Origin of the sequence: Pseudomonas zanjanensis (assembly GCF_014268745.2) — a bacterium.
GTDB classification, from domain to species: domain Bacteria; phylum Pseudomonadota; class Gammaproteobacteria; order Pseudomonadales; family Pseudomonadaceae; genus Aquipseudomonas; species Aquipseudomonas zanjanensis.
This window is the reverse complement of sequence record NZ_JABWRB020000001.1, coordinates 2,944,038-2,958,801: the sequence shown is the minus strand read 5'-3', so window position 1 is coordinate 2,958,801 and position 14,764 is coordinate 2,944,038. Positions and strand designations below refer to the sequence as shown.

Here is a 14,764-nt window from a genome sequence, read left to right as displayed (position 1 = left end):
TCAGATCCCCAACTGCTGACGCTGGCGCTTCAAGTGCTCCGGCATCTCTTTGTAGACGTCTTCGAACATGGTCGCGGCGCTTGGAATCTGCCCGCCGGCGAGGGTGCCATACTGCTCGGCTTCCTTCTGCGCGGCGATCACTTCGGCTTCGAGCTCGGCGGTGACGGCGGCATGTTCCTCTTCGGACCACTGGCCGATCTTCACCATGTGCTGCTTGAGGCGGGCAATCGGATCGCCCAGGGGGAAGTGGCTCCAATCGTCGGCGGGGCGGTACTTGGAGGGATCGTCCGAGGTGGAGTGCGGGCCGGCGCGGTAGGTGACCCATTCGATCAGCGCCGGGCCGAGGTTGCGGCGGGCGCGTTCGGCGGCCCAGCGCGAGGCGGCGTAGACCGCCATGAAATCGTTGCCATCGACACGCAGGGAGGCGATGCCGCAGCCGACGCCGCGTCCGGCGAAGGTGGTGGCTTCACCGCCGGCAATGGCCTGGAAGGTGGAGATTGCCCACTGGTTGTTGACCACATTGAGGATCACCGGCGCCCGGTAGACGTGGGCGAAGGTAAGGGCGGTGTGGAAGTCCGATTCGGCGGTGGCGCCATCACCGATCCAGGCCGAGGCGATCTTGGTGTCGCCCTTGATCGCCGAGGCCATGCCCCAACCCACGCCCTGGATGAATTGCGTGGCGAGGTTGCCGGAAATGGTGAAGAAACCGGCGTCCTTGACTGAGTACATGATCGGCAACTGCCGGCCCTTGAGCGGATCGCGCTCGTTGGACAGCAGTTGGCAGATCAGGTCCACCAGCGGCACTTCGCGGGCCATCAGGATGCTTTGCTGGCGGTAGGTGGGGAAGCACATGTCGTCGATGTTCAACGCCAGGGCCTGGGCGCTGCCGATGGCTTCTTCGCCAAGGCTCTGCATGTAGAACGACATCTTTTTCTGGCGCTGGGCGACCACCATGCGGTTGTCGTAGATGCGCGTCTTGAGCATGGCGCGCATGCCCTTGCGCAGGATCTCGACGGGGATGTCCGCGGCCCAATCGCCCAGGGCATTGCCCTGGTCATCGAGCACGCGGATCAGGCTGCGGGCCAGGTCGGCGGTGTCGGCGGGTTCGACGTCGATGGGTGGTTTGCGCACCGTGCCGGCATCGGACAGATGCAGGTAGGAAAAGTCGGTCTTGCAGCCGGGACGGCCCGAGGGTTCGGGAACGTGCAGGCGTAGCGGTTCATACGCTGGGTTCATGGCTTTCTACGCTCGATCTTGTGAATTTCTTGTAGTGGGCGCGCTAGCTGACGAATTTCCCTGGGTAGGTGGGAAATTGTCCTACAACAATCATAGGCTCGACGAAGAAGAATATTTTTCTCTGTTCGCTTGCTGTTCAGATCATTTGCAGATAAAAAATCTGCACAACGATAAAAAACAGGACTATTTGTCTCATGCGTAAATTGGATCGCACCGACATCGGCATTCTGAACAGCCTTCAGGAAAACGCCCGCATCACCAACGCCGATCTCGCCCGTTCGGTCAACCTGTCACCTACGCCGTGCTTCAACCGCGTCCGGGCCATGGAAGAACTGGGGGTGATCCGCGAGCAGGTCACGCTGCTGGATGCCGACTTGTTGGGGTTGCACGTCAACGTGTTCATCCATGTGAGCCTGGAGAAGCAGGTGGAAGAGGCGCTGCAGCACTTTGAGGAAGCGATTTCCGACCGGCCGGAGGTGATGGAGTGTTACCTGATGGCCGGCGACCCGGATTACCTGATCCGCGTGCTGGTGCCGACGATCCAGTCGTTGGAGCGGTTCATGATGGACTTTTTGACCAAGGTCCCGGGCGTGGCGAACATCCGCTCCAGCTTTGCCCTCAAGCAGGTGCGCTACAAGACCGCGCTACCGTTGCCGGCCAATGGGTTGACCTTGGGTACCTGAACATCAAAGGATCGCAGCCTTCGGCAGCTCCTACAGTTGTGGATTTCTGACGGCTCATTGTTGCCTGACCCACCGCCATCGCGAGCAGGCTCGCTCCCACATTGGATTTGTGGTGTTGCCGGGTACTGCGACCGCCGCCAATTCTTGTGGGAGCAAGGCTTGCCCGCGATGACGGCGGCACATTCAATATCGCTGCAAGCTGACCCACCGCCATCGCGAGCAGGCTCGCTCCCACACCGGATTGTATTGTTGGTCGAGTTCTGCGATCACCGCTGAACCCTGTGGGAGCGAGCCTGCTCGCGAAGGCGTCGGCATATTCAGCTCTGATGTAAGCAGACCCACCGCTATCGCGAGCAGGCTCGCTCCCACATTGGATAGGTGGCGACCTTAGAGCTGGTTGATCGGAATCTTCAGATAAGTCACGCCATTGCCCTCGGCCGGTGGCAGGTGTCCGGCGCGCACATTCACCTGAATCGCTGGCAGCAGCAGGGTTGGCATGCCCAGCGTCTTGTCGCGCTGGGTACGCATGGCCACGAACGCGGCTTCATCAACCCCATCGCGGACATGAATATTGTGCTGGCGCTGTTCACCCACGGTACTCACGCACTGGGGCTCCCGCTCCTCCGGTGGATAGTCATGACACACATACAGCCGCACGCCCGCGGGGAAGGCCAGCAGCTTGCGGATCGAGGCGTAAAGCTGACGGGCGTTGCCACCGGGAAAGTCGCAACGGGCGGTGCCCACGTCGGGCATGAACAGCGTGTCGCCCACCAATATCACGTCGCCATCGATCAGGTAGGCCATGTCCGCCGGGGTGTGGCCGGGCACGTGCAGCGCGGTGGCCTTGAGGTTGCCGATCAGGAAGGACTCGTCGGCCGCGAACAGGTGGTCGAATTGCGAACCGTCGACGGCGAATTGCGGCTCCAGGTTGAACAGGGCCTTGAACACGTTCTGCACCTGGCCGATGGACTCGCCAATGGCAATCTTGCCGCCCAGTTCCCGACGCAGATAAGGCGCGGCGGACAGGTGATCGGCGTGGGCGTGGGTTTCCAGCAGCCATTGCACCGTCAACCGATGTTCACGCACGAACGCGATTACCCGATTGGCCTGCACGGTGCCGCTACGGCCTGAAGCCGGGTCGTAGTCGAGCACCGGATCGACCACCGCGCAGTGCCCGCCGTCGTGTTCGTACACGACGTAAGTAAAGGTCTTGGAGGCGGGGTCGAGAAAACTTTGGATCTGCGCGGGCATGACAGCGAACCTATGCGGGAAGAACTCATGAGGGGGCTGCTACGCCCGAGGCGTCGGACCGGCCCAGCGGGAGCAAGCTCCCTCGCCACCTCTTTATCTTGGATAAATGGCATTTGTTGCAAACCTTGAGGTTTACAACTTATGGTCCGCAGCTTAGTGAGGGCCAAGGCGTCCTGCAAATGCGATCGCACCTGCCAACAGGTGTGCGCGGCTTGAGAGAACCTGAATGTTACTGGCAAGTTTTTTTGGTGTGGTCATGGGCCTGGTCCTTGGCCTGACGGGCGCGGGCGGCGGCATCCTGGCGGTGCCAGCATTGGTGTTGGGGTTGGGCTGGAGCATGACCCAGGCCGCGCCGGTGGCGTTGTTCGCGGTGGGCAGCGCCGCGGCGGTGGGGGCCATCGATGGGCTGCGTCATGGGCTGGTGCGCTATCGGGCGGCATTGCTGATTGCGCTGCTGGGTGCGGTGTTTTCGCCGCTGGGCATCTACCTTGCCCACCAGCTTTCGGAAAAAATCCTGATGATCCTGTTCAGCCTGTTGATGGTGCTGGTGGCGGCGCGCATGTTGCGCCGGGAAACGCCGCAAGCGGGGCCCAGCGATCACGGTGCCGCCAGTTGGGGCCAGAAGAATTGCATGCTCGACCGCCAGACCGGGCGCCTGGCCTGGACCGCCCGCTGCACAGCTACGCTGTCGGCATTGGGGGCAGTGACAGGCATGGTCTCGGGGCTACTGGGCGTGGGCGGCGGCTTCCTGATCGTGCCGGCGTTCAAGCAACTGACTGACGTGCAGATGCGCGGGATCGTCGCGACGTCCTTGATGGTCATCAGCCTGATTTCGCTGATTGGCGTGGTGGGCGCGTTTCATGCCGGCGTGAGCATCGACCGGGTCGGTGCGGTGTTCATTGCGGCGAGTATTGCTGGGATGGTGCTCGGGCGGCGATTGTCGACCCAGGTCCCGGCCCGGGCGTTGCAGGTGGGGTTTGCCGGGGTGTGCCTGACGGTGGCGCTGTTCATGTTGGTGCGGGCTTAGCGACGACGAATCAGGATTGCACATTGCCTTTGTGGCGAGGGAGCTTGCTCCCGCTGGACAGCGAAGCAGGCCCATACGGTCTTGACCCACGGCGTCTGCTTCGCAGCCGAGCGGGAGCAAGCTCCCTCGCCACAGGGGGCGATGTGATCCGCCTAACCACAGGGATCGCGTGATGTTTACAACGTTCGGCACTGCATCGAAAACCCCAACACCACCGATTGTCCTTGCTCAAGCAAACGCAACCCCGGCCGTCCTGGCAGGTGGTGGGCATTGACCGGATGACTGACCGGTTCGATGCAGAAGAAATCCAAACCCACTGGACAGTACAGCAGGAAAAATTCGCTGCCGCTGGCACGGCATTCCAGTTCATAACCCAGGTCCGGTTGTTGGATCAGGCACTGCCCATCCCAGCCACCGAAGCCGTTGTCGACAAGGGTGTCCGGCAGTAACCGGGACTGCTGGAAATCCCACTCCGAGGGAACGCCCCTCAATTCCGTTGGCAGTTTCGAGGCGTCGCACATCCACACTTCGCTGGCACCGGTTTGCAGACGGGTACCGCTTGTGCGCGGGAAATACGGATGCAAACCCAGCCCGTGCCAGGCGGCCTGCTCGGCCAAATGCGTCACATGCAACGCCATTTGCAATTGGCCGCCGCTGAGGCGGATCCGCAGGCTGGCGCAATAGGCAAATGGGGTTTGGCTGTCGAGTTGCAACAAGGCTTCCTGGGCGCTGTGCTCTGTCACTTGCCACGGTTGCTGCCAGGCACTGCCATGGATCGGAAACGGATCGTTGGGGCTGTTGGCTTCCAGGGCGAGCCAGCCGCCAGGGCAATCGAAACCGCCTTGGGCGATCCGATTCGACCACGGGATCAACGGGAAGCAGCCGAGTTTGCCTGGCAGGCCGTTTTCCAGTGCGTGCGGCGCGGGCGGGCGTAGCAGGGGAGCGCCGGTGCTGCGCAATGTCCATTCAACGAGGCTGGCGCCCAGGTGCGGGGCCAGGGTCAGGCGGGTCAGTTCGTCTTCGAGGTGGAGAAGGGGCTGCGTCATGGTGGTCGCGTCTATTGGGAAGGGCAGATATAGGACGGGCAGATAGCTTTTTTGGGAAGGGCAGATAGCTTTTGTGGCGAGGGAGCTTGCTCCCGTTCGGCTGCGGAGCAGACGCCCGAGTTCAAACCGGGTGGGCCTGCTGCGCAGTCCAGCGGGAGCAAGCTCCCTCGCCACAAGGGGGCTTGCGCGCCTACAGGGCTACAACACCAAATGCGGCAACCACAGCGAAATGGCAGGCACGTAGGTCACCAGCAGCAGCACCAGGAACAGCATGGCGTAGAACGGCAGCAGGGCCTTGACCGTGCTTTCGATGCTGACCTTGCCGATGGCGGAACCGACGAACAACACCGCGCCCACCGGTGGCGTGATCAGGCCGATACCCAGGTTCACCAGCATGATCATGCCGAACTGCACCGGGTCCACGCCGATGCCGACGATCACTGGCATCAGGATCGGCGTCAGGATCAGGATCAGCGGCGCCATGTCCATCACGGTGCCCAACAGCAGCAACATCACGTTGATGCACATCAGGATCACGTAGCGGTTGTCCGACAGGGTCAGGAACGCGGTGGTGATCTTCGCCGGGATTTCCATCAGCGTCATGATGTAGCCGAAGCTGGCGGCGAAGCCGATCAGGATCATCACGATGGAGATGGTGCGCACCGTACGGTGCATCAGTTTCGGCAACTCGCTCCACTTGTAGTCGCGATAGATGCACATGGTGACGAAGAACGCCCACACCACGGCAATGGCGGCCGATTCAGTGGCGGTGAACACACCCGAGAGAATGCCGCCAAGGATGATGAACAAGGTCATCATGCCCCACATGGCTTCCTTGCAGATCTTCAACGCTTGTTTGAGCGGAATCACTTCGCCCTTGGGGTAATTGCGCTTTTTCGCGAAAACCAGGCACAGCGCCATCAGGCAGAGGTTCATCATGATGCCGGGGACGATGCCGGCCATGAACAGCGAACCGATGGAGACGGTGCCGCCGGCGGCAAGGGAGTACAGCACCGCGTTGTGGCTGGGCGGTGTCAGCAGCGCTTGTACCGAACCACTGACGGTGACGGCGGTGGCGTATTCACGCGGGTAGCCCCGGCGTGTCATTTCCGGGATCAGCACCGAGCCGACCGAGGCGGTATCGGCCACCGAGGAACCGGAGATCGCGCCAAAGAAACTCGAGGCCACGAGGTTGACCAAGGACAGGCCACCGCGCACGAAACCTACCAGCACGCTGGCGAACGCCACCAGTCGGCGGGACATGCCGCCCTCGGCCATGATCGCACCGGCCAGCACGAAGAACGGAATGGCCAGCAGCGAGAATTTGTTCACCCCGCCCGTTATCTGAATCATCATGGCCTGGAACGGGATATCGATCCACCACGCCCCGATCAGGGCGGCAGCGCCCAGCGCGTAGGCGACTGGCATGCCGATCAGGATCAACAACAAAAAACTGCCCAGCAGAATCAGAGCGTCCATTAAGCGGCACCTTCGTTTTCTTCAACCAGGTCGAACTGCACGACCCGACGCTGGCTTTGATCACCCAGCAAGAGTTTTTCCAGGACAAAAATCAGGGTCAGGAAACCACCGACCGGGATCGGCATGTACGTGATGCCGACGCGCAGGGTAGGGATGGCGCTCATGAATTGATTCCAGGTGGTCATGCACAGCTTGGTGCCCCAGATAGTCATGAAAATGCACACGGCCGCCATCAGCAGCTGGGAGAAAATCGACGCTGCGTTTTTCAAGTGAGGTGGCAGGCGGCTGGTGACCATGTCCACGGCCATGTGCGAGCCGGAGCGGTAACTGGCGGCGGCACCGATGAAGGTGAAGACGATCATCAGCAGAATGGCGGTGGGCTCCGGCCAGCTCGAGCCTGAGCCGAGCACGTAACGGGCAAACACCCCCCACGGAATCATCAGCGCAACGGCGAGGACAGAAAGGCCGGCCACCCAGATGCAAGTCATGTAAATCTTGTCGTTGATACGCAGCAGCAAATTCTTCATCGGGTTCCACCGTAACTGGGCGCGCCTCTTAACCGCAGGCGCGCCCAGCCGTTTCATGAGTACAGATTAAGAGGCCTTACTGGACAGCTTCGATGCGCTTGATCAGGTCGGCGTACGGCGCACCGTATTTGGCCCGGATTGGCGCAGTGGCGTCATAGAAGGGTTTCTTGTCGACGGTGATGAACTCGACGCCGGCGGCCTTGAGTTTTTCTTCACTGGCGGCGGACTTCTTGTCCCACAGCACGCGCTCTTCAGCCTGGGCAGCCTTGGCGGCTTTCTTCACCATGTCCTGCTGCTCTGGGGTGAGCTTGTTCCAAGTGATTTTCGACATCACGATCGGCTCAGGCAGGATCAGGTGACCGGTCAAGCTGTAGAACTTGGCGTTCTGGTAGTGGTTATGCTCGAGCATGGTCGGCGGGTTGTTTTCGGCACCGTCGATCACGCCGGTCTGCAAGGCGCTGAAGATCTCGCCGGTGTCCATCGCGATGCCGTTGGCGCCCATGGCGTTGAAGGTCTCGATGAACATCGGGTTGCCTTGGACGCGAATCTTCATGCCCTTGAGGTCTTCGATCTTGCGCACCGGCTTCTTCGTGTAGAGGTTGCGCGTGCCGCCATCCATCCACGCCAGGGCCACCAGGCCGAACTCGGAGTTGGTGATGCGGTCGAGGATTGCATCGCCGACTTCACCGTCGATCACGGCGCGCATGTGGGCCTGGTCGCGGAAGATGAACGGCATGTTGAAGACGTTCACGTCCGGCACCACAGGGCCGACGATGCCCAGGCTGACGCGAGACATCTGGATCGCGCCGGCTTGCATCTGCTCGATGACTTCTTTTTCGGAACCCAGTACGCCGCCCGGGAAGTACTTGAACTTCAGTTCGCCTTTGCTCTCGGCTTCCAGGGTTTTACCCATGGACTCCTCAGCGACCACGGTCGGGTAGCCCTTGGGGTGGATGTCGGCGATCTTGATGTCCAGAGCGTGTGCCGCCTGGGCCAGGAAGGCCAGGGGCAAGGCCGCGATCAGAAGTGTGCGTTTGAAATTCATGGTCAATCTCCAGTGTTGTTGTTTTTATGTCTATCGATGTGAAGCGGCAAAGCAGATCAGTTCGTGGAGTGTTTCCATCCTCCGAACGCAGGTTCAGCCAGGCCCTTGACGCCGGGGTTCAGCGCGAACACGCCACCGGCCAGGGATTGCGGTTCGTTGTCGTCACCCGGACGAATCGAGGTGACGAAGAGGGTGTCCAGCTGGCTGCCGCCAAAGGCGCACATGGTCGGTTTTTTCACCGGCACTTCCAGCGAACGGTCGAGACGTCCGTCCGGGGTGAAACGGTGAATCAACCCAGCGTCGTTGGCGCAGATCCAGTAGCAACCGTCGGCGTCCACCGCCGCGCCATCCGGGCGGCCGGCCAACGGCATCATGTCGACGAACAGCCGGCGGTTGGACGGGGTGCCGCTGTCGATGTCGTAGTCGAAGGCCCAGATCTGTTGGATCAGCGGGTGAGAATCGGAGAGGTACATCGTCCGGCCGTCCGGGCTGAAACCCAGCCCGTTGGGCACGATGAACCCACTCAGTTGCGCCTCCACCGGGCTGCGTTGCCCAGCGTCATAACGGTACATCCGGCCTTCGTCGGCGTTGGCGCCCATGTTCAGCACCATGCTGCCGGCCCAGAAACGGCCCTGGCGGTCGCAACGGCCATCGTTGAGGCGCATGTCGGTGCGGCTGTGTTCGACGCTTGCACAGAGTTCGCTGTCGAGGCTGCCGTCGTCATGGGGGTGCAGGCGAAAGAAACCGCTTTCCATACCCGCGATCCAGCCGCCGTCCTGGTGGCGGGCGATGCAGGCGAGCATTTCGGGCGCTTCCCAGCCTTGGACTTTTCCGCTGCTGGCGTTCCAGCGCTGCAGGCCACCGTTGGGGATGTTCACCCAGTACAGCGAGTTTTCCTCGGGGACCCACACCGGGCTTTCCCCGACAGCATTGCGTGCATCGACAATCAATTCGGCTTGCATGGTGATTCCTTGGTTCGTTCGTATCCCATGAACAACAGACGAATCAGTCGTCGAACGGGCCGGCTGCGACAAAGGCGCCGCCCTGGTAGATCCTGGCCGGATCATCGGCGGCCGGCATCGGCTGCGCTTCGACCTTGTCGCGGAAAATTTCGGACGTGTCCTTGGGCTGGTAGCCCAGGTGCGCGGCGTGGCTGTTGTCCCACCAGACATCGCGGTTGGCGGATACGCCGTAGACCACGGTGTGGCCGACCTTCGGCGTGTAGAGCGAGCATTCAATCAGTTGGGTGAGGTCGTCGAAGCTCAGCCAGGTGCTCATCATCCGGCGGTTCTGCGGCTCGGGGAACGACGAGCCGATGCGGATGCTCACGGTCTCGATGCCGTAGCGATCGAAATAGAAACTGGCCATGTCTTCGCCGTAGGACTTGGACAGGCCGTAGTAGCCATCCGGACGGCGAAGGCAATGGGCGTCGAGGGCCTCGTCCTGCTTGTAGAAACCGATGACATGGTTGGAGCTGGCGAAAATCACACGCTTGACGCCGTGCTTGCGCGCCGCTTCATAAATGTGGAACACGCCACTGATGTTGGCGCCAAGGATCTCTTCGAACGGGCGCTCCACCGAGACACCGCCGAAATGCAGGATGGCGTCGACGCCTTCCACCAACTGGTGCACGGCCTGCTTATCCGACAGGTCGCAGGGCACCACTTCTTCGCTTTCGTCGATGGCCGGGGCCATGTTGGCGATGTCCGACAGGCGAATGTGGCGGGCGTAAGGCTTGAGGCGTTCGCGCAAGACTTTGCCAAGGCCGCCGGCGGCGCCGGTCAAGAGCAGGCGATTGAAGGGGGGGCGAATCTGTGTCGTGGTCATGGCATTACCTGAGCAAACAGTGAGAGGTACAGTTGTTATAAGTTGTCGTACGACCGAGAGGAAATATCCTTATCCTTCCGCTACCTTGTCAACGTTTGATCGACGAACCGCTCTGGATCGGCGTCCCTGCCGCAGGTTGCCATGGGATGCGCCCATGGCAATATCCCGTGTTACAGCAGCGAGATCGGGTAGTTGAAGATGATTCGGTTTTCGTCGAATTCGTTGGTGCTGAAGTCACGACGAAGCGACGAGTTACGCCATTTCACGTTGAGGCTCTTCAGCACACCGCTCTGCACGGTGTAGGCCAGCTCGCTTTCACGGCCCCATTCCTTGCCATCGTCAACGGTGGCGGTGTGCACGTTGTCGCCGCTGATGTAACGGTTCATCAAGGTCAGGCCCGGCACGCCGACAGCGGCGAAGTTGAAGTCGTGGCGCACTTGCCAGGATTTTTCCTTGGCGTTGTCGTAGCTGGAGTTGTAGCTGTCGTTCGCCAGGGTGCCGCCGCTGGTGCCGTTGACGCGCATCCAGGCATCATCGCCGCCGACTTTCTGCAGGCCGACGTAGAAGGTGTTGCCGCCGTATTTGGCCGAGAGCATGGCGAACGCGGTTTTGTTGTCCAGGTCGCCGGCCAACGCGCTGCCGTTTTCCTTGCCGGTGAAGTAGCCAAGGTTGGCGCCCAGGGTCCAGTCGCCCATGGGCTGGCTGTGGGTCAGGTTGAAATATTGCTGTTGGTAGATGTCGGACAGTTCTGCGTACCAGACGCCGACCTGGGTGCGTTTTTCGTTGAAGGCGTATTCACCGCCGCCGAAGTTGAAACGGTCGGAGGTGAACGCGCCGCGGCCGTTCATCGACATGTCTTCCATGCTCGCGTCGTTACGCGGGCTGTTGCCACGGAACTGGCCACCGTAGAGGCTCAGGCCGCTGATTTCGGTGGAGGTGACCTGGCCGCCGCGGAAGGTTTGCGGCAGGGAACGACCGTCGTCGGAACGCAGGATCGGCAGCACCGGCATCCATTCGCCGACCTTCAGTTCAGTCTTCGAGACCTTGGCCTTGAGGGCCACGCCGAGGCGACCGTAATCGTCGGCCGGGCGACCGTCGTCATGAATCGGCAACAAGGAAGTGTTCGCAGTACCACGGCCGCCGTCGAGTTTGACCGAGTACATCCCCAGCACGTCCACGCCGAAGCCGACGGTGCCTTGGGTGAAACCGGACTTGGCGTCGAGAATGAAGCTCTGGGTCCATTCTTCGGCTTTGCCTTGGGCATTGTTCGGGTTGGTGAAGTTGCGGTTGATGTAGAAATTGCGCAGGTTCAACGTGGCCTTGGCGTCATCGACGAAGCCTTCGGCGCTGGCGGTCATGGGCAGAAATGCGGCAAGGCTGCTGCAACCGAGCAGGACCAGGGCGGGGCTGGAGCTCAGAAGGGTACGGCGGTTTGGACGATGGTTGGGCGAAAAACGGACACGTGTGCTCACTATGGCGCTCCCTACTTTTTGTTGTTTTTATTTGTCATACGTCGTCGTACAACATGGCGGTGATTATTTGGAAGCGGCTGCTCGTTGTCAACTGGCCATTATCGGAATTATCCAACTTGGGTGTGCTTCAAAATGAGGCAGTGCAATGGCTGTCGCTGGCGCAGGCCAGGATCGAAAGCGGTGGCACCGGGTGGATACGGGGTTTGAGAATAGCGGTGAGGGTGCTTGGTTGTGCGATGACTGGTCTAAGACATTAGTCGAATGTCCTGATCGGAAGGCTTGAGCGGGCTCTTTGTGGCGAGGGAGCTTGCTCCCGCTGGGTGGCGAAGCCGCCCCAGGAATTCGTGCTGAAACAAAGAAATTTGGGCCTGCTGCGCAGTCCAGCGGGAGCAAGCTCCCTCGCCACAAGGGTTGGGTTGTCCAGCCTGTTTCCAGTCCAAACAGGCCTGTGTTTATCCAGACGTAGGATTGTTCGGGATTGGGCTACGTTGTCTTGCGCCGTTACCTACAACTGCGCCAGAATCCGCCGGCTTGTGCGCCTTGGGCCAGGGTTTTATCGTTTCCGGGTCGCTGATTGAATCAGCGATCGGGTTTGGTAGCCCGGCTTTTGACTTGTCGCATAGCCCTCGTCATACAGTCCATTTCGGAACTGTTTTATGGCGGTCATGCGCAGGGCGTCTTCGGACGCGCCGGTTCTCCAAGTCACCGGTCTACCAACCCGCGTATGGCCGCCACCCTTCGTTTGGTAGCGAGAGTGATGGCTCCATTTTTCGATTTGGAGATTCATCTATGTTCAAAGTAACCCCCAACCCACCGGATACAGATCCATCCAACTCAAAAGCGTTCGACGAAGCCGCCGACCGCATTCTCGACTCCTACCTCAAGCCCAAACCCAAACCCAGCAAACCCGAAGCCGATCCCGGCCAACTGTTCACCGTCGTCAACGGCGTCGACACCGAAACCCTGCTCGCCAACCTCAGCGAAAACCTGGCCTCGGCCAACGCCATGGTCAATGACCTGGCCTTCGACCTGAAAGGCTCGAGGCGCCACATTGCCCTGGGCATCCAGCAACTGATCGAACTGAGCGCAATGCTGGCGAACCGCGCGCTGGATAACGTCGAACCCCGCCAGTCGACATAACGCAAAACCCGCTTTTGTGGCGAGGGAGCTTGCTCCCGCTGGGCTGCGCAGCAGCCCCAAAATGGACTGACGCGGTTTTCCAGGGATAGCGCGCCAGCCGGTTTTACGACTGCTGCGCAGCCGAGCGGGAGCAAGCTCCCTCGCCACAAAAGCTTTCCCACAAGCGGCATCGGTGTTTTCAAAGATGGGTGAATGCTAGTCTTGACCAACGCTGTTGCCAGGGAGCCCTCATGGGCAATCACAAGATCGAGATTCGTCGCAGTAACGTCGAGAAAATCCTGTTGGCCGCCGAGAAGGTCTTCGCCGAGAAAGGTTTCGGCAGCACCGCCATGGCCGACATCGCCGCCGAAGTGCAGTTGCCGCGTTCCAACCTGCATTACTACTTCAGCACCAAGAGCGAACTGTACAGCGCCGTGCTGTTCGACCTGCTGGAAGTCTGGAAACAGGACGCCTTGTGCTTCGAAATGTTCGACGACCCGCGGGTGGTGCTTAGCAGTTACATTCGCGCCAAAATGAACCACTCCCGCAGCCGGCCCTACGGCTCTAAAGTCTGGGCCAACGAAATCATCCACGGCGCCCCGACCCTGGGCGAGGCGCTGGACGCCAGCCTCTATGACTGGGCCAAGATGAAGGAAGCGAAAATCCGCCAGTGGGTGGAGGACAAACGCATCCTGCCGGTGGAGCCTTCAAGCCTGCTTTATATGATCTGGGCCTCGACCCAGCACTACGCTGACTTCGACCACCAGATCAATATTCTCAATGACCATCAAGCGCTGTCGGACATGCAGTTCGAGCGGGCGGTGCAGACGGTGACCAGTGTAATTTTGCGGGGGATTGGGTTGGAGCCGTAACCTCAAGGTCATCCGCGGTAGCGTACTTCGTTGAAGTTGGGTTCGTTATGTTTGCTTGCGAAATTGGGATTGCTTTTTATTTAGATTTTCCCAGCGATTTTTATTGATCTTTAGTCTCAATCGGGAGATTTTTGCGTCTATTGGCTTCAAATAACGAGCTCTGGCCTCAAGTTTTAAGCCAAGTGTAGTTGCTTTAGACGCCTCGGTGTGACGTATTTCTTTATACCGGTTGAACAATTTTATCAAAGCAGGATCAGCCAGCTCTGGGCCGCCTGGATTCTTGGCGTCGTGTTCTATCCAAGCGTCTGATATTTTTTTAATCTTAGTTTTATATCTGCGTGTATAAACCGTGCTTGGATGTGTTGAAAGTTCTTCGGGTGGTTTAGGTTGTCCATTTTTATATAGGGGTGTGGGTTGGTTTTGGGCTGAGGAGGCGGTAACTTCCCGCGGGTTCTGTAGGAGCTGAGTAATAGTTTGGGGCTGAATAATAGTTTTTGTGTGGGAAGCTTGGGAAGCAGGTCGGGCAATAGCTCTGGACGAACGATTTAATGCAGTAGGTGCTGTGAATCCTCTAGTGGCTTGCAATTTTAGTACAATGTGGAAGGGAATATTCCCACTCGGATCATACCGATTAACCGGATCCCCCCCACAATACGCATACGCATTTATCCCCCCATCCCCAAAAGGACTCAATTCATCTGGGCTATTAAACCGCATCAACACCGGATTAAACGCTCGATTACCCTGTCCCAATAAATAATGCCCCGTTACCGGATCAGGGCGCTCACCATTAAACCCGAGCAAACTGCTCAAACCACTTTCCGCAGGCCGATGACCATAGGCGGTATACGCCATCGGCTGGGTATCAGTGCCAGCCAGCGTCTGCAAAACCGACCGCTGCTGGTCCGTTGCCAGCAGCGTCGTCTCGGTGACATTGGCGATGTGCAAGCGTTGCGCCAGGGGCTGGGCTTCGTGGCGAAGGATCGTGAGTTCCACCTGGCCTTCGATCTCATTGACCAACTCGTCGTCCTGGTAAAAGCGCTGCGTGTCCAGGTGCTCCGCTGGTTTCAAGCCGGTCAGGCGATCCAGGGGGTCGTATTGGTAGCGGCACAGTATCTTCATCGATGACGTCGACATGGGCTGGGCTCTTGCTGGTGGACTGGGTTATGTCAGGCTCGGG

At 59.8% G+C, this 14,764-nt stretch carries 14 protein-coding genes; 4 read left to right on the top strand and 10 right to left on the bottom strand.

Annotated features, from left to right (window positions below; all coding sequences use genetic code 11):
* Complete coding sequence (locus HU715_RS12275; RefSeq protein WP_030141238.1) at positions 1-1,236, bottom strand: 3-methyl-2-oxobutanoate dehydrogenase (2-methylpropanoyl-transferring) subunit alpha; 1,236 nt, start codon at positions 1,234-1,236, stop codon at positions 1-3.
* A 194-nt stretch (positions 1,237-1,430) separates the two neighbouring features.
* Here HU715_RS12275 and bkdR point away from each other — a divergent pair, with 194 nt between their 5' ends.
* Positions 1,431-1,919: a Bkd operon transcriptional regulator BkdR gene (gene bkdR / locus HU715_RS12270; protein ID WP_003202929.1), complete on the top strand. Its 489-nt coding sequence runs from the start codon at positions 1,431-1,433 to the stop codon at positions 1,917-1,919.
* A gap of 387 nt (positions 1,920-2,306) precedes the next feature.
* On the opposite strand, the gene HU715_RS12265 is transcribed toward bkdR, so the two are convergent.
* Entirely contained in the window at positions 2,307-3,170 is an 864-nt protein-coding gene (locus HU715_RS12265; RefSeq protein ID WP_186706154.1) for an MBL fold metallo-hydrolase, read from the bottom strand.
* Positions 3,171-3,396: 226 nt separating this feature from the next.
* On the opposite strand from HU715_RS12265, the gene HU715_RS12260 reads away from it, so the two are divergent.
* A complete protein-coding gene (locus HU715_RS12260; protein WP_186706155.1) occupies positions 3,397-4,197 on the top strand; it encodes a sulfite exporter TauE/SafE family protein in 801 nt (266 codons plus the stop codon).
* Between the two features lie 176 nt (positions 4,198-4,373).
* On the opposite strand, the gene HU715_RS12255 is transcribed toward HU715_RS12260, so the two are convergent.
* The 7 genes from HU715_RS12255 to HU715_RS12225 all read right to left on the bottom strand — a co-directional run bounded on the left by HU715_RS12255 (position 4,374) and on the right by HU715_RS12225 (position 11,479).
* Positions 4,374-5,243: an aldose 1-epimerase gene (locus HU715_RS12255; RefSeq protein WP_186706156.1), complete on the bottom strand. Its 870-nt coding sequence runs from the start codon at positions 5,241-5,243 to the stop codon at positions 4,374-4,376.
* A gap of 198 nt (positions 5,244-5,441) precedes the next feature.
* A complete protein-coding gene (locus tag HU715_RS12250; protein ID WP_186706157.1) occupies positions 5,442-6,722 on the bottom strand; it encodes a TRAP transporter large permease in 1,281 nt (426 codons plus the stop codon).
* A complete protein-coding gene (locus HU715_RS12245) occupies positions 6,722-7,249 on the bottom strand; it encodes a TRAP transporter small permease (RefSeq protein ID WP_186706158.1) in 528 nt (175 codons plus the stop codon). The genes HU715_RS12250 and HU715_RS12245 overlap by 1 nt, the downstream gene beginning before the upstream one ends.
* Before the next feature lie 76 nt (positions 7,250-7,325).
* Positions 7,326-8,294, bottom strand: a complete 969-nt coding sequence (locus HU715_RS12240) for a TRAP transporter substrate-binding protein (protein ID WP_186706159.1) — start codon at positions 8,292-8,294, stop codon at positions 7,326-7,328.
* Positions 8,295-8,350: 56 nt separating this feature from the next.
* Entirely contained in the window at positions 8,351-9,256 is a 906-nt protein-coding gene (locus HU715_RS12235) for an SMP-30/gluconolactonase/LRE family protein (protein WP_186706160.1), read from the bottom strand.
* 43 nt (positions 9,257-9,299) lie between these two features.
* A complete protein-coding gene (locus HU715_RS12230) occupies positions 9,300-10,121 on the bottom strand; it encodes an NAD-dependent epimerase/dehydratase family protein (protein WP_186706161.1) in 822 nt (273 codons plus the stop codon).
* A 170-nt stretch (positions 10,122-10,291) separates the two neighbouring features.
* Positions 10,292-11,479, bottom strand: coding sequence for an OprD family porin (locus HU715_RS12225; RefSeq protein ID WP_437182513.1), 1,188 nt, complete (start codon positions 11,477-11,479; stop codon positions 10,292-10,294).
* 903 nt (positions 11,480-12,382) lie between these two features.
* On the opposite strand from HU715_RS12225, the gene HU715_RS12220 reads away from it, so the two are divergent.
* Together HU715_RS12220 and HU715_RS12215 are read left to right on the top strand one after the other, a co-directional pair.
* Positions 12,383-12,733, top strand: a complete 351-nt coding sequence (locus HU715_RS12220) for a DUF6124 family protein (protein WP_186706162.1) — start codon at positions 12,383-12,385, stop codon at positions 12,731-12,733.
* A 230-nt stretch (positions 12,734-12,963) separates the two neighbouring features.
* The gene (locus HU715_RS12215) at positions 12,964-13,584 is read left to right on the top strand and encodes a TetR/AcrR family transcriptional regulator (RefSeq protein ID WP_186706163.1); all 621 of its coding nucleotides are present in this window, start codon (positions 12,964-12,966) and stop codon (positions 13,582-13,584) included.
* A gap of 45 nt (positions 13,585-13,629) precedes the next feature.
* Here the strand turns inward: HU715_RS12215 and HU715_RS27295 are convergent, their stop codons facing one another.
* Entirely contained in the window at positions 13,630-14,721 is a 1,092-nt protein-coding gene (locus HU715_RS27295; protein WP_225917591.1) for an RHS repeat-associated core domain-containing protein, read from the bottom strand.
* Between the last annotated feature and the right edge of the window lie 43 nt (positions 14,722-14,764).